Source organism: Sphingomonas sp. BK069, from assembly GCF_014193405.1.
Lineage (GTDB): Bacteria > Pseudomonadota > Alphaproteobacteria > Sphingomonadales > Sphingomonadaceae > Sphingomonas.
In genome coordinates, this window is record NZ_JACHZH010000003.1 from 1 (window position 1) to 22339 (window position 22339).

At 72.1% G+C, this 22339-nt stretch carries 17 protein-coding genes; 6 read left to right on the forward strand and 11 right to left on the reverse strand.

The window, feature by feature from the left end; translation table 11 throughout:
• Positions 1 to 108 precede the first annotated feature (108 nt).
• Both FHY02_RS11345 and FHY02_RS11350 read left to right on the forward strand, forming a co-directional pair.
• Positions 109 to 1065: a hypothetical protein gene (locus FHY02_RS11345; protein WP_183922070.1), complete on the forward strand. Its 957-nt coding sequence runs from the start codon at positions 109 to 111 to the stop codon at positions 1063 to 1065.
• Positions 1066 to 1409: 344 nt separating this feature from the next.
• On the forward strand, positions 1410 to 3821 hold the full coding sequence (locus FHY02_RS11350) for a hypothetical protein (protein WP_183922071.1): 2412 nt from the start codon (positions 1410 to 1412) through the stop codon (positions 3819 to 3821).
• A 59-nt stretch (positions 3822 to 3880) separates the two neighbouring features.
• Here FHY02_RS11350 and FHY02_RS11355 read toward each other — a convergent pair whose 3' ends face one another.
• Positions 3881 to 4963, reverse strand: coding sequence for an acyltransferase (locus FHY02_RS11355; protein WP_183922073.1), 1083 nt, complete (start codon positions 4961 to 4963; stop codon positions 3881 to 3883).
• 310 nt (positions 4964 to 5273) lie between these two features.
• Between FHY02_RS11355 and FHY02_RS11360 the strand changes: the two genes are divergently transcribed.
• The gene (locus tag FHY02_RS11360; protein ID WP_183922075.1) at positions 5274 to 6155 is read left to right on the forward strand and encodes an SGNH/GDSL hydrolase family protein; all 882 of its coding nucleotides are present in this window, start codon (positions 5274 to 5276) and stop codon (positions 6153 to 6155) included.
• A gap of 10 nt (positions 6156 to 6165) precedes the next feature.
• Here the strand turns inward: FHY02_RS11360 and FHY02_RS11365 are convergent, their stop codons facing one another.
• From FHY02_RS11365 to FHY02_RS11385, 5 genes are all read right to left on the reverse strand, one after another.
• Positions 6166 to 8517 carry a TonB-dependent siderophore receptor gene (locus FHY02_RS11365; protein ID WP_183922076.1) on the reverse strand — a complete coding sequence of 784 codons (2352 nt, stop codon included), beginning with the start codon at positions 8515 to 8517 and terminating at the stop codon, positions 6166 to 6168.
• Between the two features lie 148 nt (positions 8518 to 8665).
• Positions 8666 to 9958 carry a nitrate/sulfonate/bicarbonate ABC transporter ATP-binding protein gene (locus tag FHY02_RS11370; protein ID WP_183922078.1) on the reverse strand — a complete coding sequence of 431 codons (1293 nt, stop codon included), beginning with the start codon at positions 9956 to 9958 and terminating at the stop codon, positions 8666 to 8668.
• Between the two features lie 11 nt (positions 9959 to 9969).
• Positions 9970 to 11724, reverse strand: coding sequence for an ABC transporter permease subunit (locus tag FHY02_RS11375; protein WP_221190027.1), 1755 nt, complete (start codon positions 11722 to 11724; stop codon positions 9970 to 9972).
• Positions 11725 to 11738: 14 nt separating this feature from the next.
• Positions 11739 to 11921, reverse strand: coding sequence for a hypothetical protein (locus FHY02_RS11380; protein ID WP_183922082.1), 183 nt, complete (start codon positions 11919 to 11921; stop codon positions 11739 to 11741).
• A 599-nt stretch (positions 11922 to 12520) separates the two neighbouring features.
• Positions 12521 to 14989, reverse strand: a complete 2469-nt coding sequence (locus tag FHY02_RS11385) for a PAS domain S-box protein (RefSeq protein ID WP_183922084.1) — start codon at positions 14987 to 14989, stop codon at positions 12521 to 12523.
• 185 nt (positions 14990 to 15174) lie between these two features.
• On the opposite strand from FHY02_RS11385, the gene FHY02_RS11390 reads away from it, so the two are divergent.
• The 3 genes from FHY02_RS11390 to FHY02_RS23005 all read left to right on the forward strand — a co-directional run bounded on the left by FHY02_RS11390 (position 15175) and on the right by FHY02_RS23005 (position 17835).
• A complete protein-coding gene (locus FHY02_RS11390) occupies positions 15175 to 16071 on the forward strand; it encodes an NAD(P)-dependent oxidoreductase (protein ID WP_183922086.1) in 897 nt (298 codons plus the stop codon).
• A 321-nt stretch (positions 16072 to 16392) separates the two neighbouring features.
• Positions 16393 to 17658, forward strand: a complete 1266-nt coding sequence (nhaA, locus tag FHY02_RS11395; RefSeq protein ID WP_183922087.1) for a Na+/H+ antiporter NhaA — start codon at positions 16393 to 16395, stop codon at positions 17656 to 17658.
• Positions 17659 to 17703: 45 nt separating this feature from the next.
• The gene (locus tag FHY02_RS23005) at positions 17704 to 17835 is read left to right on the forward strand and encodes a hypothetical protein (protein ID WP_260158640.1); all 132 of its coding nucleotides are present in this window, start codon (positions 17704 to 17706) and stop codon (positions 17833 to 17835) included.
• Positions 17836 to 18031: 196 nt separating this feature from the next.
• On the opposite strand, the gene FHY02_RS11400 is transcribed toward FHY02_RS23005, so the two are convergent.
• The 5 genes from FHY02_RS11400 to FHY02_RS11420 are packed head-to-tail and all read right to left on the reverse strand — an operon-like array spanning position 18032 to position 22164.
• On the reverse strand, positions 18032 to 18844 hold the full coding sequence (locus tag FHY02_RS11400) for a MetQ/NlpA family ABC transporter substrate-binding protein (protein WP_183922089.1): 813 nt from the start codon (positions 18842 to 18844) through the stop codon (positions 18032 to 18034).
• 8 nt (positions 18845 to 18852) lie between these two features.
• Entirely contained in the window at positions 18853 to 19518 is a 666-nt protein-coding gene (locus tag FHY02_RS11405; RefSeq protein ID WP_183922091.1) for a methionine ABC transporter permease, read from the reverse strand.
• Positions 19515 to 20243: a methionine ABC transporter ATP-binding protein gene (locus tag FHY02_RS11410; protein ID WP_183922102.1), complete on the reverse strand. Its 729-nt coding sequence runs from the start codon at positions 20241 to 20243 to the stop codon at positions 19515 to 19517. The genes FHY02_RS11405 and FHY02_RS11410 overlap by 4 nt, the downstream gene beginning before the upstream one ends.
• Positions 20240 to 21256: an LLM class flavin-dependent oxidoreductase gene (locus tag FHY02_RS11415; RefSeq protein ID WP_183922105.1), complete on the reverse strand. Its 1017-nt coding sequence runs from the start codon at positions 21254 to 21256 to the stop codon at positions 20240 to 20242. The genes FHY02_RS11410 and FHY02_RS11415 overlap by 4 nt, the downstream gene beginning before the upstream one ends.
• Positions 21253 to 22164, reverse strand: coding sequence for a RimK family alpha-L-glutamate ligase (locus tag FHY02_RS11420; protein WP_183922107.1), 912 nt, complete (start codon positions 22162 to 22164; stop codon positions 21253 to 21255). Before FHY02_RS11420 ends, FHY02_RS11415 begins: the two co-directional genes overlap by 4 nt.
• Between the last annotated feature and the right edge of the window lie 175 nt (positions 22165 to 22339).

Genomic DNA, 22339 nt, shown 5'->3' on the forward strand with positions numbered 1-22339 from the left:
TGATCGTCCGTCAGCCAAAACAGGTCGCTCATCCGGGTCTCCTTGCAGAGCCTGAATCAGATCGCGACGCTCACATCAATGGGTCCTGACCCTAACAAGGTTTCTTCGATGCGAACTCTCTTCCATGCAGTTGGCGCGATTATGTTGGCGGGCTTTCTCGATCGACCTGCCGCTGCGCAGAACCCGGACTCGAACGCTACTCATCGCCTGATGGTCGAGAACGGCTTCACCCCGATCGACGACATGATCTTCGGGGATCGTGACGTCCGACGCGTCCTGCCGATCGATCCCTATGGCATCCTCCCGATCCCCGGCATCGAGCTCGAGCGCCATCACGACGGCAGGCTGACGCTTCGGACGCAATATCGGCATTGGACCGGCACGACCTACATCATCTCACCTGAGGAGTGGCGCCGCCTGGCGCCACTCGAAATTGCCGCGTTCGCTCCAGACCAGAACAAGCGCACGAAGCCTGCAGCGAACGCGCTCGCGCACTGTTGGAGCGGCGCCGTTGAAGCGAGTTCTCCCAGGGCTAGTCGGTTTTGGCATTGTAGCGACGAGTCGAGAGCAGCCCAGGCCTATGCGGAAGCCGCATTGACCTTGGCGATGGAGAAAAACAATTGCCCCGCGAGCGATAAGGGACTGTTCTGGCGCTACGCCGATTGCTTCGAAGATCGCGGCACGATCGCCGATCCCGGGGCGCAGCGATGGTTGGCGGGGCTGGTCGATCGATGGACGAAAATACGAGCGCCTGTCGCTGATCTGTTGGCCGCCGCCCGTGGCTCACTACAGGAAGCGGCGGCCGCACCAACACCAGAACGGGTGTCGGCAGCACGCGGCGCGGTCATGGCCTTCGGTCGGCAGAAGAGAGCGTTAACCGCCGTCCTGACGGATAGCGCTTCCAGCTCCCGCGACGATGAAGCGCGCGACGACCGATCGCGAGCCATTATCTCGCAGACCCGAAAGGAGTGGAAGGATGATATCGCGAACACCGACCACCTCTACGTGGAGTTACTCGAGGATCTCACGAAAGTGCTTTCGGACCCACGTGCCAAGGCCAGCTAACTGAAGGACGCTCGGTCGCCTCTCACTTCCGCCTCGGGCGTGACTTCACTGTATCAAACAGGCATGCCGACGCCCCGGCCGCCCTTTTAGCGCGCGCTCCGTCCCCTCCGACTGTCCTACATTCGGCGATTCTGCGACATGCCGGGCGTGTTTTCGCCCCGCCCCCGCCCCGACCCATGCGCGACCGCGCCGGCCACTCAACATTCGCAACATTCGCTCCAACAGGACTCACCATTCGCGCCCGCCCCACCATCCCCACCGCGCCGCCGCATCCTCGCCCAGATCGCGCGCCACCCATGGCGGCGGTGGCGCGGGCGCGCGCGGCTGGGCTATAGCGAGGGGTGATGCGGCTTCTTCTTCAACGCGTGCTGGCGCTGCTGGCGCTCTCCTCGCTCGTGCTGTCGCCCCTCCCCGCGAGCGCGCAGGGCAACAGCTTCGACCTCGCCGGCCCGGCGCTGACCATGGCGGTGACGCGCGACAAGGTGACGCTGCCGATCGGCCAGGTGCCCTCCTTGCGCGTCGGCGACCAGCTCGAGCTCAAGGCGGACCTCCCCGCCGACCAGGCGGCGCGCTACCTGCTCGTCCTCGTCTTCCTGCGCGGCGCGACCAACCCGCCGCCCAAGAACTGGTTCTACGAGGCCGAGACCTGGAACCCCAAGAAGGCCACGCTCCGCGTCAAGGTGCCCGAAGGCGCGCAGCAGGCGATCGCGCTGATGGCGCCCGAGACCGGCGGGGGCTATAACGCGTTGGTCAAGGCGGTGCGCGGCCGCCCCGGCGTGTTCGTCCGCGCCGCGCAGGACCTCTATCAGGCCTCGCTCGACCGCGCCCGGCTGGAGACCTTCGTCAACGGCGTCGCGCGCGTCGAGGAGAGCGCGCCCGAGCGGCTCGTCCCGGTCTCCACCGCGCTCGCCGGCTCGCTCGGGATCAAGCTCAACGCCGACTGCCTCGCGCGCAGCCGCGCGCTCCAGGCCTCCTGCCTGACGCAGAACCGCGACGGCATGGTGCTCCAGACCGGCGGCGGCGCGGCCTCGATGATCGACGTGATCGGCGGCACCACCACGCAGTTCGCCTACAGCCTCGCCGCCACCAAGGAGGGCGGCGCGGGCGAGTTCAGCCCCTATATCTCGCTGGCACGCGACTTCGCGCGGCTGTTCGGCGTGTTCCGCAGCGCCGACTATCAATATGCCCCCGCGCTGGCGGTGGGGCAGAACGAGCGGCTGCGGCTCCAGCTCAACACGCCGCCGTCGTTCCAGAACCCCAAGTCGGTGCTGGTCGCGCCGCTGCCGCCGATCGGATCGTCGCCGCCCCCGCCGCTGCGCGCGGCGCTCAAGGACGCGGTGTGCCTCGCCAAGCCCGGCCTGGTGCTGCCGCTGGAGGATGCGCCTTTGGTGTTCGCGACCGACTATGCGCGCGCGCTGACGCTCCGGCTGGCGCTGGCGGACGGCAGGACGGTGGAGCTGCCGGTGACGGCCGACGCCGAGCGCGGCGGCCTCGTGGTCGGGCCCGACGCGCAGAAGCTGGGCGCGAGCACGATCGGCGAGGCGGTGCTGACCGGCCGCTGGGGCTTCGACAGCTTCACCGGCCCGCGCTTCCCGCTCCAGAACGGCGCGCCGGCGGCGTGGCAGCCCAAGCCCGACGACACGGTGGTGGTCGGCCGCGACGCGCCGCTGACGCTGCGCGGCGGCGCCGCCGCCTGCGTCGAGCAGGTCGCGCTGCGCGACCGCTCGGGCACGATCAAGCCGGTCGAGTGGAAGGCCAGCGCGCCCGACGAGATCAGCGCGACGCTGCCGCTCCAGCGCGCGCGCCCGGGCGACCTGACCGTGCTGGTGTCGCACTATGGTGCCAGCGCGCCGGCGCAGCTGACGCTCAAAGGCCAGAGCGAGGCGAGCCGGCTGGAAGGCTTCACGCTCTACACCGGCGACAAGGAGGGCCGGCTGGTCGGCGCGCGGCTCGACCAGGTCGCGTCACTCGAGGTGGCGGGGCTGACCTTCACCGCCGGCGCGCTGTCGCGCGACATGGGCGGCGGCGACCGGCTCGCGCTCACCACCGACGCCAATACCGAGACGGTGCCGACCGGGACGAGCGACGCCAAGGTGACGCTCAAGGACGGGCGCACCACCGCAGTGCGCGCCACGATCACGCCGCCGCGGCCGCGGCTCGAGCTGGTCAGCCGCAGCGTCGCCGCGCCCGCAGCGCCCGACCGGCTCGCGCTCGAACTGCCCGACTTCGCGCTGGCACCCGAGGCGACGCTCACCTTCTCGGCGCGCGCGGTCAACACGCGGCTGAGCGCGGGCGACCTGATCGAGGTGGCGACCGCCGACGACGGCGCCAGCGCCAAGCTCAGCGTGGCGAGCGGCAAGCTCCAGCTGATCGGCAGCGACGTCGCGGTCGCCAGCCTCACCCCGCGCGAGGCGCTCGGCGCGGCGGCGACGGGGCCGCTCAAGATGCGGCTGGTGCAGGGCGAGCTGGTCGGCGACTGGCAGCCGCTGGCGCGCGTGGTGCGGCTCCCCGAGCTGACCGAGCTGCGCTGTGAGGGCGCGACCTGCACGCTGCACGGCCAGGAGCTGTTCCTGATCGCGCAGGTAGCGGACGAGGCCGGCTTCCAGAAGCCGCAGACGGTGCCGCTCGGCTTCGTCGGCGGCGAGCTGGCGGTGCCGCACCCGGTGGCGGGCGCGCTCTACCTCAAGCTGCACGACGCGCCCGACGACGTGGTCAAGCTGGTCGTACCCGCGGGGGCGGCGAAGAAGGCGAAGTGAGAGGGGAGGGAGCGCTCAAGCCACCTTGTCCTTACCCCTCGTGGGAAGGATCGCTCCCCTCACACCACCACGGTACGCGCCGCTATCGGCCGCAGTCGGTAGCCGCCGCGGTGAAGCGCGCGCCGCACCCGCGCCAGCGGCTGGTCGACCCAGCGGTACATCGCCGCGGCGTAGACGAAGGCGAGCGGGTAGGCGATCAGCGCCGCCGCACCGCGGCTCGCGGTGCCGGTCAGCGCCATCACCAGCGTCAGCAGCAGCAGATGCGAGAGATACAGGCTGTACGAATAGTCGCCGACCAGCTTCATTGGCGCCGAGGACAGCCAGCGCGCCACCCGGCCGCGCGACTGCAGCACCGCCGCGAACAGGACGAAGAAGGCGAGCGACTGGAGCGAGTAGCGGATCGTCTGGCGGAACAGCTCATTGCGGATTGCCAGCGTGGCGAGCAGCAGCGCCGCCGCCAGCAAGGTCTCGCGCCGCCGCGGCCGCCACGCCGCGGCGCCGTCGAGCACCGGGTTGCGGTGGAGCGCGAGGCAGGAGCCGGCGAGGATGCTGTCGACCCGCGTGTGCGACCAAAAATAGAGCGGGTCGAGCGGGTCGCCGGCGAGCGCATGCGCGCCCCGCACCAGCAGCACCAGCATGCAGAGCGCGAGGCACAGCTGCGCCGCGCGCGCGTTGGGCAACCGCCGCAGCACCGCGACGTACAGCAGCGGGAAGGCGAGGTAATAATGTTCCTCCACCGCCAGCGACCAGACCGGCATGCCCGGCACCGCGCCGCTCAGCCCGAAGCTGTCGGTATAGTTGTTGAGGAAGAGGAACTGCGCCGCCAGGCCGCGCCCATCGAGCCCGTTGCCCCCGCTCGCCGGCAGCACACCGGCGAGCACCAGCAGCAGCCCGAGACCGAGCGTGATCCACATCGGCGGCACGATCCGCAGCACGCGCCGCGCGTAGAAACCGCGCAGGCTCACCGCCTGGGTGCGCGTCTGCTCGACCCGCATCAGCGTGGTGATGAGATAGCCGGACAGGAAGAAGAAAGCGGAGACGCCCAGCCCGCCGGGTACGATCCGATCGAGGCCGGCATGCGACAGCATCACGATCGCCACCGCGCAGGCGCGAATGCCGTCGAGCGGTGCGATATGTCCCATCGGTGCGCCGGGCGCCCCGTCACCTCTCGCCAAGTCCCCGCCCCCACTCGCCGCAGTCGCCAACATGGGTGAGGGAGTCGCGAGCGATCCCGTCCACCGGCCCGACCGATCCCTATCACCCCGCCGACCCTGGCACGACGCGGCTTACATTTGCTTTAATGTACAATCTGCTCCACTTCTGGACAGTGATGTCGCGCCTCATCGTGGCGGGAACGGGTCCGGGGCGACGGGAACCATTTACTTCTTGTCAACCACGAGCCGGTAACCACGCGTTCGATGGCCGCGGTGCGGCGCAGGAGAGAGCTTCCCCATGACGATCGCGTCGATGTCGCCGGCCGCTGGCACCCGACCGCTGCGGCGCCCCCTTCCCCTCACCCGGGCCGCGTCGCTGATCGCCTTCGCGTCGCTCTCGGCGTGTGGCGGCGGCGGTGGCAGCGCCGCGGCGGCCTCGCTCGCGGCACCGGTCGCTGTGGTCGCGGCGGCCACACCGATCGCCGCCCCCGCGCCCGCCCCCGCCCCGAGCGCGTCGCCCAGCGCGATGCCGAACTCGGCGGCGGCCGCCGAGCCCGCGCCCGCCGCCACGCCGAGCGCCACCGCCGCGCCGGCGGCGAGCGGCAGCGGCGTGCTGTCCGAGGGCGACTCGATCTCGGTCTTCTGGGGCGGCAGTCACACCGGCCTCTACGCCGCGTCGCATCCCAAGGTGACCTTCTACGGCAAGGCGGTCGGCGGCTCGGGCGTCAACGACCTGGAGGCACGCGCCGACGCCGACCTCGCGCTCCACCCGCGCCTGCTCACCGTGCTGATCGGCGCCAACGACCTCCAGGCTGCCGGCGGTGCGCGCGCCTGGCTCGAGCAACTGTTCCGCTATACCGCGCGCTTCAAGGCCGCGGGCGTGACGGTGGCGGTGGGCACGCTGCTGCCGATCAACATACCCGACCAGCCGCGCTATACCAGCGTCCACAATGAGCGTCGCCAGATCGTCAACGCCGAGCTCCGCGCCGCGGTCGGGCATGAGATCGACGCGGTGATCGACTTCGCCGCCGATCCCGTGATGGGCCCCGACACCGCGCCGCTCGACAAGACGCTCTACAAGGACGGGCTCCACCCCACCGACGGCGGCCCCAACGGCGCGGGCGGCCAGGGCAAGCTCGCGCTGATCTACGCCAAGGCGGTCGACGCGCTGCTGAAGTGAGCCGCGTGGTTCACGCACCCAGCCGCAGCCGCAGGTAGTAGAAGCCGCCGTCCTGCCCGAGCTGCTGGCTCGCCAGGTCGTAGCGCATCGCACCGATGTACGAGTTCGCCGCGGGCAGCCGCGACGGATACGCGTCGAACAGGTTGCTCGCCCCGATCGCGGCGCGGAGCGAACCGGCGAGACGCAGGCCGAGCTCGACGTTGGTCACCCAGCGCGCCGCGTTGGTGAAATTTCGGAAGCGCTCGGTCGAGAAGGCGTCCGGGCCGGCATAGTAGGTCAGCTGTGAGCGCGTCGCGCCGTAGCGGAGCTCGTGCAGCGTGACGTCCCAACGCGACGTCGCCACCGCGCCGCCGGCGATCACGCGCGACGCGGGATAGGCGGTGGTGAGATAGCCGACACCCTGCACGTCAAGCAGCGCGCGGCCGAGCTGGTCGCGGCCGACATGCGTGACCGCGGTGCGCCCCGCGGTCGCGGCCAGGTCGGCGTCGAGCGTCGCGCCGCCCGCCAGCGCCGCGTGGTAGCGCAGCGTCAGGTCGAGGCCGCGCGTCCGCGTGCGCACGCCGTTGGCGTAATATTGCACCGCGGTGCTCTCCGGCGTCAGCCCGGCGGGCAGCGTCACCCCCTGTAGCGCGAGCGCGTCGAGCGCGGTCCGGCCGGTATAGGCGCCACCGGTGACGATGCGATCGCGCACGATGATCTGATAACCGTCGAGCGTCAGGTCGAGCGAGTCGCGCAGGTGCGCCACCGCACCCGCCCCGATATGCGTCGAGCGCTCCGGGCGCAGCGGCGCGGCACCGAGCGCGCGCGCCGCTGCGGAGGTCACCGCCACCTGCGCGTTGGCATAGCTGGGCGAGACGACGATGCTGCTGAAGTGCGACTGCGCCAGCGTCGGCGCACGGAAGCCGGTCCCGGCGCTGGCCCGCAGCGCGATCGCGTCCGTGAGCGCGAGCCGCGTCGCCAGCTTGCCCGTCAGCGTCTCGCCGGCATCGCTGTAATGTTCGTAGCGTCCCGCCGCGTCGAGCCGCCACGCGCGCGCGAGCGGCACTTCCAGATCGGCATAGCCAGCAGCGACCGAGCGATCAGCGCGCGTGCGATTGTCGGGCGAGAGCCCCTGATAGCCCTGCGTCCCGCCGAGCACATAGGCCGCCGGCTCGCCCGGATCGATCGCATAGGTCTCGCGGCGATATTCCCCGCCCAGCGCGAGATGGAGCGGCGCGGCGAGCCAGGCCAGCGCGATCGGTCGGCGCAGGTCGAGCGTGCTGGTCCATTGCCCGAGCCGGTAGCGCCCGATCGCCACCGCGGTCGGCGTCGCGCCGGTCGCGGCGTAGAGCCCGAGATTGGCGGTGTCGCGCAGACCCAGGTCGATGCGGTCGCTGCCGTACGTCGTGCTGAGGTCCCAATGCCAGCCGTCGCGCGCGCCGCCGCGTGCGCCGATCGTGGCGGCGGCGTCCTGCTCGGCGATCGTCTCCTCGGGCTGGAAGCCGCGCGGGTACAGCGCGGGGAGCACGTCGCCGAGCCGGCGAAAGGCGAGCCGTCCCGCGTCGCGGCGCGCCCAGCTGGCGTCGCCGTACAGCGTCGCCGCGCCGAGCCGGTAGTCGGTCTCGAGCGCGAGCGCTGCCCGATCGGTCCGTGGCGCGCCGATCGCGGGATTGTCGTACAGGCCCGTGCGCGTGTCGCGGCCCTCGCGGTCGGTGCGGTCGCGATGGACCAGCTCGGCGGTCCAGCGGGCGTGCCCGCCCTCGCCCAGCGCCACGCCCGCGCCGGCCGACAGCGTGCCCGATGCGCCGTCGCCGGCATAGGTTCGCCCCGCCAGCGCGCGCGCTTCGCTGGCGGTGTCGTCGCGGAGGATCAGGTTGATCACTCCCGCGATCGCGTCCGAGCCATATTGCGCGGCGGCGCCGTCCTCGAGCACTTCCACGCGGGCGATCGCCGCGGCGGGGAGCAGGTCGAGGTCGACCGGCGCGGTGCCCTGCTGCGGGCCGGGATCGAGCACCACCGCCGCGGTCGGGTGGCGGCGCTTGCCGTTGACCAGCACCAGGGTCTGGTCCGCGGTGAGCCCGCGCAGGCTGATCGAGTCGACCAAAGAGGCCTGATCGAGCCCGTGCAGCGGGCGCGACAGCGACGGCACCAGCTGCACGAGCGAGTCGCGCAGGTCGGGCAGCCCGATCGAGCGCAGCGCGGCATCCGAGACGATCGTGATCGGGCTCGCGCTCTGGCCCGCCGTCACGTTCGGGTCGCGCGAGCCGGTGACCACCACGTCCGCCGCCTGGGCGGGCGCGTCGGCGGCCTGCTGCGCCAGCGCCGGGCTGGTGATGGCGGCGAGCGCGGCGGCGACGGACAGGCGGGAAGAGACGGACGGCATGATCGAACCCTCGACGAGGCCGCGACGCTGCTATCCCCTTGACGCGCGGCGCGGCACGTCAGCGTCTCTTAGGAAGGCGGCGCACGGCCTTGTCGCGCGAGAGCGTGCCTTATCTTGCCGCCCGCCAAGCCCGGCTATGCGCCGTACCTCAGCCCGGATCGTCCAGCGTGAACAGGTCGCCCGCCTCGTCATAGGCGAACAGCTCGGCGTAGCGGCCCCATTCGGTCACCGCGCGCAGCGTGTCCTCGGCGAAGTCGGGCGAGAGCGCCTCCTCCAGCTCCTCGCGGAAGAGCCGCGCCGGCACCTGGTGGCCCGTGCGCGCGTCGAGCGCGGCGCGGATCGCCCCGGCCAGCGGCACATGGCCGAGCAGCGCGGCGCGGAACATCGCCTTGCGCTGGTCGACGTCTTCCTGCGCGAATCCCGCGCCCGCCGCGGTGAGCGCTACCTCACCCTCCGCCAGCGTGACGAAGCCGAGCTGCTGCAGCGTCTCGACGATCGGGAACAGCTCGTCGACCTCGAGCTGGAGCGTGTCGCCCAGCTCCGCGAGCGGCGCCCGCCCGTCGAACGGCGCCGCCTCCACCTCCTCGATCAGTCCGGCGAGCGCGGTGACCGAGACGGGCGCGAGCGGACGGCCGAGCGCCGGCGCCGGCGCGTGCGCCTCCTCCGCCGCGGGCACAACGCGCTGGGTCATGCGCGCGTAGATCCGCTCGACCAGGTCGCGGAAGGCGGGATCGAGCCGGTCGCGCGGCTGCGGCAGGCCGACGCGGAACTCGGCGACGATCCGGCCGGGATTGGAGGAGAGCACCAGCACGCGGTCGCTCATCAGCACCGCCTCCTCGATATTGTGCGTGACGATCAGCACCGCGGCGATGCCGAGCCGCCCGTCGCCCCACCACTCGATCAGGTCGCTGCGCAGCGTCTCGGCGGTGAGCACGTCGAGCGCGGAGAAGGGCTCGTCCATCAGCAGCAGCGACGGCTCCACCACGAGCGCCCGCGCCAACCCGACGCGCTGGCGCATGCCGCCCGACAGCTCGCGCGGGAAGGCGTTCTCGAAGCCGTCGAGCCCAATGAGATCGATCGCAGCGAGCGCGCGCCGGCGCCGCTCGGCCGCTGGTACCTTCTTCGCCTCCAGCCCGAGCTCGACGTTCTGCAGCACGGTCAGCCACGGCATCAGCGCGAACGACTGGAACACCATCGCCACCGAGCGCGCGCGCCCGTCCGCGCCGGGGGTGAAGCGCAGCGTCCCCGCGTCGGGCGTCACCAGCCCGGCGATCGAGCGCAGCAGCGTCGACTTGCCCGAGCCCGAGCGGCCGAGCAGCGCCACCACCTCGCGCTCGTGCACCGTCAGCGCCACGTCGTCGAGGATCGGCGGCCCCTCGCTCCCGCCGTAGCGGTGGCTCAAGGCCTCGACGGTGACGAGCGGTGGGTTGTGCTGCGCCATGCGCGCCTCCTTCACGACAGCCGCAGCCGGCGCTCGGCCAGCCGGTAGAGCGGGCGGAACAGCGCCCGGTTGATCGCGATCACCAGCGCGGACATCACGAGGATGCCGAGCAGCACGCGCGCTTCGTCCCCCGCCGCGGTCGCCTCGGCGATATAGCTGCCCAGCCCCGCCGCGGTGAGCCGCGTGGAGCCCCAGCTCACCGCCTCGGCGACGATGCTGGCGTTCCACGAGCCGCCGCTCGCGGTCAGCGCGCCGGTGACGTAATACGGGAAGATCGCGGGCAGGATCAGCCGCCGCCACCATGCCCAGCCGCTGAGGCCGAACAGCCGCGCCGCCTCGCGCAGGTCGCTCGGGATCGCGCTGGCACCGGCGATGACGTTGAACAGGATGTACCATTGCGTGCCGAGCCCGATCAGCGGGGTGAGCCAGATGTCCGGGTTCGCGTGCCAGCGCACGATCAGCACCACCGCGACCGGGAACAGCACGTTGGCGGGGAAGGCCGCGAGGAATTGCGCGACCGGCTGCGCGCGCGCGGTCCAGCGGGGGCGCAGCCCGATCCACACGCCGATGGGTACCCAGACGAGACTCGCCGCGACGATCAGCACCGCCACGCGCACCAGCGTGTAGAAGGCGAGCCGCAGCACTAGACAAGCGTCGCTCGGGCTCAGCCGCGCCGCCAGGTAGCGCGCGGCGAGCAGCGCCGCGCCCGCCGCGGCGAGCGCGACCGCCACCTGCCAGACCCGCTGCGACCGCGCCGCTCGCTTCCCCGCGTCCTCGCGCGTGCCGAACGTGCGGTGCTGGGCGGCAGCGCTCGGGGCTGGGTCGAGCAGCAGCATCGCCCCCGCCACGGCGCGCCACGGCTTCACCAGTGCGGGCAGCAGCCGCGCGCGCCGCAGCAGCTCGAACAGCCAGGAACGCGGCGGCGCCACGCTGGCGGTCTGCTCGACGCGGAAGCGATCGGCCCAGGCGATCGCGGGGCGGAACACGAGCTGGTCGTACAGCAGGATCACCGCCGCCATGGTCGCCACCGCCAGCGCCACCGCGCCGAGATCGCGCCGCTCGATCGCCAGCCCCAGCCATGAGCCGACGCCGGGCAGCATCACCTGCGTCCGCCCGACGCTGATCGCCTCCGAGGCGACGACGAAGAACCAGCCGCCCGACATCGACAGCATCGCGTTCCACACCAGCCCCGGCGCGGCGAAGGGCAGCTCGACCCGCAGCAGCCGGCGCAGCGGAGACAGGCCGAAGCCGCGCGCCACCTCGGCGAGGTCGTCGGGCACCTGGCGCAACGACTGGTAGAGGCTCAGTGCGATGTTCCACGCCTGGCTGGTGAAGATCGCGAAGACTGCGGCGCATTCCACGCCGAGCCGACTGCCCGGGAACAGCCCCATGAAGGCGGTGACGGTGAAGGTGAGGAAGCCCAGCACCGGCACCGACTGGAGGATGTCGAGCGCGGGGACGATCACCAGCTCGGCGCGGCGGCTCTTGGCGGCGGCGGTGGCGACCACGACGCTGAACACCAGCGAGGCCGCCAGCGCCGCGAACAGCCGCAGCGTGGTGAGCAGCGCGTAATAGGGCAGAGCGCGCGGATCGAGCGTGATCGGCTCGAGCTGGAGCCGGCGGAGCGGCTCGACCGCGTCGTGCGCGCCCGCGGCCACCGCGGCGCCGAGGCCGGCGAGCAGCGCGAAGAGCGCGAGATCGGGCCAGCCGAGTGCGATACGACGCGCTCCCAGCGGCGGGGCGGTGCGGCCGAGCGGACGGGACAGCACGGGCGATCCTGTCAGGCGACGCGGCGGCGCGCCGCCACCATCGCGCGCAGCAGCCGGGCGCGGTGGAGTGGCGCGGCGGCGAGCGCGGCGCGGATCGCGCACCCGCGCGCGGCGGCGCGAAGGGCGAGCAGGCGCTGGTCCTTGTTGAGGGTGACGAAAGCTGGATCGGTCCCGCCCGGGCCATGATCCGGCAAAGGCGACACTCTTGCAAGAGCCGCGCAACGCTCCCCCACTTCCGTCATTCCTGACTTGTTCCGGGATCCACGCTTCCGCGAGAGCAACGCACCGGCTGTCTGCGGCACAGTGGATCCCGGACCAAGTCCGGGATGACGGAAGGTTTTGCAGGGGTCCCGCGAACGCCGAGATTCAAGGTCGCCGGGATCGGGCTCGCGGCGCTGGGTTCCTGCGTGCGCAGGAGCACGCTGATCGTGCGATGAAGACAGGTCGAGTTCAGGCGCACGCACGACGGCGCGCGGGTCATATCGGGTCATGGCGACCTCCATCGGGGTTCCGGTGACGGGACCCGGCGGCGGTCGGCTCAGGTCAGCGCGTGCCGACCTCGCGAGCCACCGACGGACCCGTGCGCTGACGTGCGGTGACGGCGAAGCGGGTGCTTCGACTGTCTCCGTCGTCGGACAAGGGACTAGATCGGGGCATCGGTGCGCGTTTCTCCGAGTCGCACGGGAGCGCGCGACGCGGTCGCCCTTACGCCTGTCGCGCCGCGGATCAACCCCGCGCCCGCCGCGTCGCTACCCGATATGAGCGAGCGGCCGTCCGGCGCCGTGCCGGACGCTCAGCCGGTTGCGCCCAGCATCTCCGCTACCTTGGCGGTGAGCGCGTGCATCGTGAAGGGTTTGGTCAGCAGCTCCATGCCGGGCTCGAGATGCCCCCCGCCGACCGCGACATTCTCGGCATAGCCCGTCACGAACAGCACCTTCAGCCCGGGGCGCAGCGCGCGCGCCGCATCGGCCACCTGGCGGCCGTTGAGCCCGCCGGGCAGGCCGACGTCGGTGATCAGCAGGTCGATCGGCGCGTCCGAGCCGAGCACCTTCAGCCCGGCCGCGCCGTCGGCGGCCCCAATCACCGTATAGCCCGCCTCCTCGAGCACCTCGTCGATCAGGTGGCGGATCGTGGTCTCGTCGTCGACCACCAGCACGGTCGCGCTGCGCACCGCCGCGGCGGCGTCTTCCACGCCCTCCTCCTCACCACCGAGAGCGGCACCGGCGTGGCGCGGCAGATAGATGGTGATCGTGGTGCCCGCGCCCAGCGCGGAGTCGATGCGCACCTGCCCGCCCGACTGGCGCGCGAAGCCGTAGATCATCGACAGCCCCAGGCCCGTCCCCTGGCCGATCGGCTTGGTGGTGAAGAAAGGCTCGAACGCGCGCTCCACCGTCTCGGGCGCCATGCCGGTGCCGGTGTCGCTCACCGCGACGCTGAGATAGGGTCCCGGCTCCAGCTCGAGCTCGCGCGCATCCGACTCGTCGATCCAGCGATTGGCCGTCGCGATCGTCACGCGGCCGGCGTCGGGCATGGCGTCGCGCGCGTTGATGGCGAGGTTCAGGATCGCGCTCTCCAGCTGGGTGGCGTCGATCATCGCGGTCCACAGCCCGGGCGCAGCGATCACCTCGATCGCGCTGGTCGGGCCGATCGAGCGCTGCAGCAGCTCCTCCATCCCCGCGATCAGCCGGTTGACGTCGGTCGGGCGCGGGTCGAGCGTCTGGCGGCGCGAGAAGGCCAGCAGCCGCTGGGTCAGCGACGCGGCGCGGCGGCTGGCACCCTGCGCGGCGAGGACAAAACGCTCAAGGTCGTCGTGCCGCCCGCGCGCCAGCCGCGCCTGCACCAGCTCCAGATTGCCCATCACGCCCGTGAGCAGATTGTTGAAATCGTGCGCCAGCCCTCCGGTGAGCTGGCCGACGGCCTCCATCTTCTGCGCCTGGCGCAGCTGTCCCTCGGCGAGCGCCAGCGCGGCGGTCTGCGCCTTCTCCTCGGTGGCGTCGCGGCCGACCGCAATGATCTTGCCGTCGCCCGGCCCCGCCGCCCAGACGAGGTCGCGGTAGCTGCCGTCGCGGTGGCGGTAGCGGTTGTCGAAGCGCGCGAACGCCTGTCCGGCGCCGATCCCCGCCGCCGCGGCGCGCGTCTCGTCGAGGTCGTCGGGGTGGACGAAGGCGAAGATCGGGCGGCCGAGCAGCTCGAACTCGGCCCACCCCAACACCCGCGTCCACGCCGGATTGACCGCCTCGATCGTGCCGTCGAAGCCGGCGACGAGCATGATGTCCGACGACAATTGCCACAGCCGGTTGCGGTCGGCGGTGCGCGCCGCGACCTCCTGCTCGAGCGTGGCGTTGAGCCGCTCGAGCTCCTGCTGCGCCTGCCAGCGCGCGGTCTCGTCGCGTGCGATCTTGATGAAACCGCGCTCCTGCCCCTGCGCATCGGCGGGCAGCGGGTGGACCGAGCCGTTGAGGAACACCCGCGTGCCGTCGCGGCGCAGGTGCCAGCGCTCGTCGGGCGCGCAGCCGTCGCGCGCGGCGCCGGTGATCTCGCGCACGTCGGCCCCCGCGGCGCGGTCCTCGGGCGTGAAGATCATCGCGGCGGGCTGACCCACCGCCTCCTCCGGCGTCCAGCCGAGCACCGCCTCCGCCCCCGCCGACCAGCTGGTGATCACCCCGCCCGCGTCGGTGGTGAAGATGACGTGGTCGCGCGCGCCCTCGATCACCAGCCGCAGCCGCTCCTCGCTCTGGCGCAGCGCGGCGTCGCTCAGCACGCGCTCGGTGGTCTCGTTGGTGAAGATAAACAGGCCCGCCACCCCACCGCTCGAGTCGAGCACGCGCGAGTAGGAGAAGGTGAACCAGGTGTCGGACTGGCCGCGGTCGGTGTCGAGCTTCCACGGCAGGTCGGTGAAGCGCTGGCTGCGCCCGGCGAAGGCGTCGTCGATGATCGGCTTCGCCTGCGCCCAGGCGTCCGCCCAGACGGTGCGGAACGGCGCCCCCATCGCCCAGGCCAGACGCGGCCCGAGCAGCGGGAAATAGGTTTCGTTGAAGAAGAAGGTGAGCTCTTCCGCCCCCCAGCAGAGGATCATGGACTCGGGCGAGTTGAGCACGGTGCTCAGCGTCGCCTTGAGCGCCTCGGGCCAATTGGCCGGCGTGCCGAGCGGGTGATCGGTCCAGTCGCGCGCAAGGATCAGCTCGGTCGCGCGCCCGCCCCCGGCGAGGAAGCGCAGCGGCGCGGGCAGCTCGGCTGGATCACGGTAGAGAGCGGAGATCATGGGCCGTTCGCGTTAGCGCTACAGCGGCGGCAAAGATACCGCTCGACGTGGTGGCCGTACGAACCGCCAGGGGACTCCTGCGAACGCCGGAGCCCGGACCCACGGGCAGGTCGCCCTGCCACCCTGGATCCCCGCGTGCGCAGGAACACGATGCGTGCCGGACCAATCCCGTCTATCGCTGATCCATGGCCAGACCCGACCTCTTCCTTGCCCAGCCCCAGTCCGCCGCGCTCGAGGCTGCGCTGGCGGCGCGCTTCACGCTCCACCGCGGCACCGCGCCGGCGACGACGCGTGCCGTCGTCGGCGGCGGCTCGCTGCGCTGGGGGGCGGCTGACTGCGACCGGCTGCCCGCGCTCGAGATCGTCGCGATCCATGGCGTCGGCCACGACGGCGTCGACCTCAACGCGGCGCGCGCGCGCGGCGTGCGCGTGACCATCACGCCCGAGGTGCTGACCGACGACGTCGCCGATCTCGCGCTCGCCCTGTGGCTGGCGGCGGAACGCGCGGTGGTGGCGAACGACCGCGCGGTGCGCGACGGGGGCTGGAGCGTACCACTGGCGCGGCGCGCGACGGGGCGGCGAGTCGGCATCTTCGGCCTGGGGCAGATCGGCCGTGCGATCGCGACGCGCGCCGCGCCCTTCGCCGGCTGGATCGGCTATTGCGCGCGTTCGGCCAAGGACGTGCCCTATCAGCGGCTGCCCGACATCACCGCGCTGGCGGCGGCGTGCGACGTGCTGATCCTCGCCGCGCCGGGGGGTGCAGCGACCGAGCGCGCGGTCGACGCCGCGGTGCTGGACGCGCTCGGCGCGGGCGGCGTGCTGGTCAACGTCGCGCGCGGCAGCCTGGTCGACGAGGCGGCGCTGGTGAGCGCGCTGGAGCGCGGCGTGATCGCGGGCGCGGGGCTCGACGTCTTCGCCGACGAGCCGCGCGTGCCCGCGGCGCTGCGCGCGCTGCCGCAGGTGGTGCTGGCACCGCATCAGGGCAGCGCGACGCGCGAGGCCCGCGCGGCGATGGAGGCGCTGGTGCTCGCCAACCTCGACGCCTGGCTGGCGGGAAAGCCGCCGGTGTCCGCGATCGCCTGAGCGGTGGGCGGCAAGCATCGCCAAGTCAACCAGCGCCACCGCCGTCATCCAGGGCTCGTCTCAGGGTCCACCATCCCGCGCACACGCCGGCCGGAGAGCGTGCGGCGCGGTTGATCCCGGACCAAGGCTCTCCCGAGCGTGTCGGGGGATCCGGGATGACGGAAAGGGGAGGCGGCGAGCGGATGACGCCCGGCCTACTCGTCGGCACCACCGGGCGGGCTCCCGCGCATGCAGGAGCCCAGCGCCACCGCCGTCCCGCCCGCGACCCTGAACGTCGGCGTCCGCCGGAGCACGGCTAGCCCTTGCCCCCGGGGATACCCGATGCGATACGCGCCGCGGGTGTCCGCGCTGCTCCAGCGCGGGCAGGTTCTCGCGCTGGTCGGGCCGCCAGCGCGTCGACGCCTGCCCGGAGTCCGCGCCATCACCCAGCCGAACCACCCGCCCCGGTCGCGCGCCAGCGCGCTGCGCCGCTTCCTCACCGGCCAGGCCGCCGGCGGCGCGGTGCTGATCGCCGCCGCCCTGCTCGCGCTGCTGCTCGCGAACTCGCCGCTCGGACCCGGTTATGCCGCGCTGCTCCACGGCGACGTCGGACCGCTCACGCTGGAAGCCTGGATCAACGACGCGCTGATGGCGGTGTTCTTCCTGCTCGTCGGGCTCGAGATCAAGCGCGAGACGCTGCACGGCCAGCTCGCCTCCTGGTCACGCCGGCTGCTGCCGGGCATCGCCGCCGCGGGCGGGATGGCGGCGCCCGCGCTGCTCTACCTCGCGATCAACCGCGGCGGCGCGACGCAGGGCTGGGCGATCCCGGCGGCGACGGACATCGCCTTCGCGCTCGGCGTCATCGCGCTGCTCGGGGAGCGCGTCCCCGCCTCACTGCGCGTCTTCCTCGCCGCGCTGGCGATCATCGACGATCTCGGCGCGGTGGTGATCATCGCGCTGTTCTACACCGGTGCACTGGCGCTGCCTTACCTCGTCGCGGCGGGCGCGGTGCTGGTCGTGCTGACGCTGCTCAACCGCGCGGGCGTGACCCGGCTCACCCCGTATCTGCTGCTCGGCGTCTTGCTGTGGTGGCTGGTGCTGCGCTCGGGCGTCCACGCGACGCTCGCGGGCGTGATGCTGGCCTTCACCATACCGGCGCAGGACGGGCGCGAGGGCAGCCCGCTCTGCCGGCTCGAGCACCGGCTGCACGCGCCGGTCGCCTTCGTCATCCTGCCGCTGTTCGCGCTCGCCAACGCCGCGGTGCCGGTGCTCGGCCTGCCAGCCGGCGCGCTCGCCGCCCCGGTGACGCTGGGGGTGGCGGCGGGGCTGCTGCTCGGCAAGGTGGCGGGCGTGTTCGGCTTCGCCGCGCTCGCGGTGCGACTGCGCTGGGCCGAGCTGCCGGCGCATGCCGGCTGGTTGCAGCTGCTCGGCGTCGCTCTGCTGTGCGGGATCGGCTTCACGATGAGCATCTTCATCACGCTGCTCGCCTTCGCCGGCGCGCCGCTGCTCCAGGCCGAGGCCAAGCTGGGCGTGCTGACGGGCTCGCTGCTGTCGGGCGCGGCCGGCTACCTGCTGCTGCGCGTCGCCGCGCGTGAGACGGATCATTAGCGCTTTCAGCGGGTTACGATGCCGAACCGGCACGGGAGAGCGACCATGCGGCACGACGACCACGGTGACCAGAGCTTCGGCAAATCGGGCGTGAAGATCCGCGGCGGGCTGATCTACCTCGCCTTCCTGCTGGCGAGCAGCATCGGCATCCTGTTCTACGCCGGCGACGTGATCTGAGGCGGCGGGGAGAGCGGGCGGACCCGCTCGGCCTCGAACAGCCCGTTCGTCGACGAAGGGTCGGCCCCTCACCACCTCCGGCATCCCCGCACAAGCGGGGATCCAGACGCGCTGGGCTCATAAGCCGCGCCGGCGGCGCGTCTCGATTTCCGCCTGCGCGGGAACGACGGTGAAGTGACGGAGCGAACTGACCCGCTCAGAACGCCGGCAGCACCGCGCCTTTGTAGGTCGTCTCGATGAACGCCTTCGTCGCCGGGCTGCGGAGCGCCGCCACCAGCTTGCGTACGCGCGGGTCGTCGGCGCTGCCGGGGCGGCCGACGAGGTAATTGACGTAGGGCGAGTCCTTGTCCTCGATCGCGAGCGCGTCGCGCACCGGGTTGAGCTTGGCGTCGAGCGCGTAATTGGTGTTGATCATCGCCAGGTCCACCTCGCCCAGCACGCGCGGCAGCGTCGCCGCCTCCAGCTCGCGGAACTGCAGCGCCTTGGGATTGCTCGCGACGTCGCGGATCGTGGCGAGCGGGTCGGCGGGGTTCCTCAACCGGATCAGTCCCGCCTTCTGGAGCAGCTGGAGCGCGCGTCCGCCGTTGCTCGGCTCGTTGGGGATCGCCACGCTGGCGCCCTGCGGCAACTGCGCCAGCGTCTTCCAGCGACGCGAATAAGCGCCGAGCGGCTCGACATGCACGCCCGCGATCGGCACCAGCTTGGTCCCGCGCTCGCGGTTGAACTGGTCGAGATACGGCTTGGTCTCGAAGAAATTGACGTCGATCTGCCCCTGGTCGACCTGGAGGTTCGGCTGGACATAGTCGTTGAACACCCGCACATCGAGGTCGACGCCTTCCTTCGCCAGCACCGGCTTCACCTGCGCGAGGATCTCGGCATGCGGCACCGCGGTCGCGGCGACGGTGAGCGTCGCGCCGTCGCCCTTGCCCCCATTCCCGCTTCCGCCCCCGCCGCAGGCGGCGAGCAGCAGCGCGGGAAGCGTGGAGAGCAGCAAGCGGCGGTGGATCATGTCGGTCCTCAGCGGTGGTCGAGCCGGCGCGCCAGCGCGTCGCCGCCCCATTGGAGAAGCTGCACCAGCGCCACCAGCAGCGCGACGGTGACGAGCATCACGTCGGTCTGGAAGCGCTGATAGCCGTAGCGGATCGCGAGATCGCCGAGCCCGCCGGCGCCGACCACCCCCGCCATCGCGGTGAACGAGACCAGCGCCACCGCGGTGACGGTCGCGCCCGAGACGAGCCCGGGCAGCGCCTCGGGCAGCAGCGCGCGCGTGACGATCTGCCAGCGCGTCGCCCCCATCGCCTGCGCCGCCTCGATGGTGGCGCGCGGGATGTCGCGCAGCGCCTGCTCGACCAGCCGCGCGTAGAAGGGCGCCGCGCCGACCACCAGCGGCGGGATCGCGCCGGCGACGCCGAGCGAGGTGCCGACCAGCAGCAAGGTCAGCGGGATCATCACGATCAGCAGGATCACGAAGGGGATCGAGCGCAGCACGTTGACCACCACGCCGGCGGCGCGGTTGAGCCAGCGCCGCTCGGCCAGCTGGCCGCGATCGGTGAGGAACAGCAGCACGCCGAGCGGCACGCCAAGCACGATCGTCAGCGCGAGCGAGGCGCCGAGCATCACCAGCGTGTCACGCGTCGCGACCGCGATGTCGCCCCACACCACGTTGCCGAACCAGCCGCTCACGCCGCCTCGCCCAGCAGCGCCAGCGTGGCGGCGTGGCGCGCGTCGCCGAGCACCGCCTCGGTCGCGCCGCTCTCCACCACGCGACCGCGGTCGATCACCGCAACATGGTCGCAGATCGCGCGCACCACCGAGAGCTCGTGCGTGATCAGCACGATCGTCAGCCCGAGCTCGCGGTTGAGCTCGCCCAGCAGCGCCAGCACCGAGCGAGTCGTCTCGGGATCGAGCGCGCTGGTCGCCTCGTCGCACAGCAGGATGTCGGGCCGGGTGGCGAGCGCGCGCGCGATGCCGACGCGCTGGCGCTGCCCGCCCGAGAGCCGCGCCGGATAGACGCCGGCCTTGTCCGCCAGCCCGACGCGCGCGAGCAGCGCGGCGACACGCCCGTCCTGCTCGGCACGGGGCACGCCGGCGAGCGCGAGCGGGAGCGCGACGTTGCCCGCGGCGGTGCGGTTGGCGAGCAGCCCAAACGACTGGAAGATCATGCCGACGCGCCGCCGCAATGCGCGCAGCCCGGCGGCGTCGAGCGTCGACAGAGCCGCGCCGTCGACGCGCACCTCGCCCGCGCTCGCGCGCTCCAGCCCGTTGAGCAGCCGCAGGAGCGTCGACTTGCCCGCGCCCGAGCGACCGATCACGCCGAACACCGAGCCGCGCGGCACCTCCAGCGTCACCTCGTCGAGCGCGAGCGTGCCGTCGGGGAAGGTCTTGGAGACACGCTCCAGCGCGATCATGCGGTGCCCATCACCTGCGCGGCGAAACGCTCCATCTCCTCCGCCTGCGGGCTCATCTGGAGCAGCAGCAGGTCGAGCCCGGCCGCCTCATATTCGGCGATCCGCTCCTTGAGCTGCTCGGGCGTGCCGACCAAGTTAGGGCGCAAACCGCGGTTGGATACCGCATATTCCTGCAGCTTGAGCTCGCGTTCCAGCTGCGTGCCCGACAGCCACTGGTCGAAATTGGCGTAGCCCGCGGGCAGCTCGGCGACGGTGGTGATCCGCTCCAGCTCGCGCTTGGCCTCGGCCTCGCTGTCGCGCACGATCGCATAGGCCGCCATGCCGTACTGCATCGGCGGGCCGCCCGCGGCCGCGCGGCGCGCGCGCATGTCCGCGATCTTGGGCGCGATCGCGGCGGCGGGGTCGCCGTGCATGACATAGGCGTCGCACTGCGCCGCGATCATTGCCTTGGCCTTCTCGCTCTCGCCGCCGGCATAGACGATCGGGCGCTTGAGCGGCTTGGGCGCGCAGATCGCCTCCTCGGTGCGGTAGAAGTCGCCCGCGAAGCTGAAGCGCTCCTCGGTCCACAGCCCGTCGACCACGCGCAGCCACTCGCTGGTGCGCGCGTAGCGGTCGTCGTGCTGGTCGAACTGGAGGCCGTACTGCCGCGCCTCGTCGGCCCACCAGCTCGACACGACGTTGAGCGCGAGCCGCCCGCCCGCGATCCGGTCGATGTTCGCCGCCGCTTTGGCGAACAGCGCCGGGTGATGGAAGTTGGGGCGGACCGCGACCATCAGCTCGATCGTCTCGGTCAGCGCCGCCAGCGCCGCGGCGGTCGACCAGGCGTCGAGCGCGGGCTGGTCGATGCCCTTGATGTCGTTGAGGTTGAGCTCGGCGATCAGGGTGAGGTCATAGCCCCAGCGCTCGGCGTTCCGGGTGAGATCGCGCGTATATTCCCAGGTCGCGGCCATATCCTCGTCGGGTACGTTGCGCAGCCAGCCGCCGAAGACGGGAGTCCAATAACCGTATCTCACGCGCGTGCCTCTAGCAGCCGCTCGGCCAGCCAGTCGACCAGCCGCTCGTGCGGGTCCCAGCCCAGCACGGTGAGCGGGTCGGCGACGAAGTTGGAGAGCGCGTTGATGTCGTAGAAGCGCGACGTCCCGTCGCGGTCGTCGACCAGCAGCTCGACCCCGCCGACGTCGATGCCCGCACGCTGTACGATCGCCTCGGCCGCGGCGATCGTGGCGGCGTCGGGCTCGACGCGCGTCATCGTCACGCTCGGGCGGCCGGGAACCGCGCAGGCGTCCGCGGGGCACAGGTCGAAGCCGCCGCCGCCGTCGACCGCGATGGCGTAGAGATAGCGCCCGCCGAGCGTCTCGACGCGCGTGATCGTGCCGCCGCGCGTCGGCGCATATTCCTGCGCGAGCAGCACCCGGTCGATGCTGTCGGGCACACTGCCCTCCGCCACCGCGGCGGCGAGCGCGCCGGCGTCGTCGTAGCGCGCGATCCCCGCGCCTGAGCCACCGATGTTCGCCTTGACCACGATCGGGAAGCGCAGATCCGCCGCGGCGGCCGGCAGGTCGGCGGCGCGGTGGACGACTCGCGTGGCGGGGATGGCAAGCCCCAGCCCGGCGATCAGCGAGAGTTGGCGCGCCTTGGACGAGTCGATCGCCAGCGCGCCGGCGCCGTTGAGCACGCGCGCGCCGCGCGACTCCCAGTGCGCCAGCGCCGCCGCGGCGTGGAAGATCGGATGCTCGGCCGCGCGCAGGAAGCTCGACATCGCGATCCGGTTGAACACCAGCGGCGAGGGCGCCGCGCCGGCGGGGTCGAAGGCGAGGCCGTCGGCGTGGACCGCGTCATAGCCGATGCCGCGACGATCGAGCGCGGCGAACAGCGGGCGGAACCACTGCGGATGCTCGTAGAGGATGGTGAGGTCGGTCATACGGTCCTGGTCACGCGAGCGGCGAGGGCTAGCGCGCGGGGCGAGCGCTGGCGGCATAGATCGGCTTGCCGGCGCGGTAGCTCGGCTTGGGCAGCAGCTTCGCTGGACGGGGCATCCGCCACCTGGATCAGCACGCACCATTGCGCTCATGTCACGAAGCAGAGCCGAAAAAGAT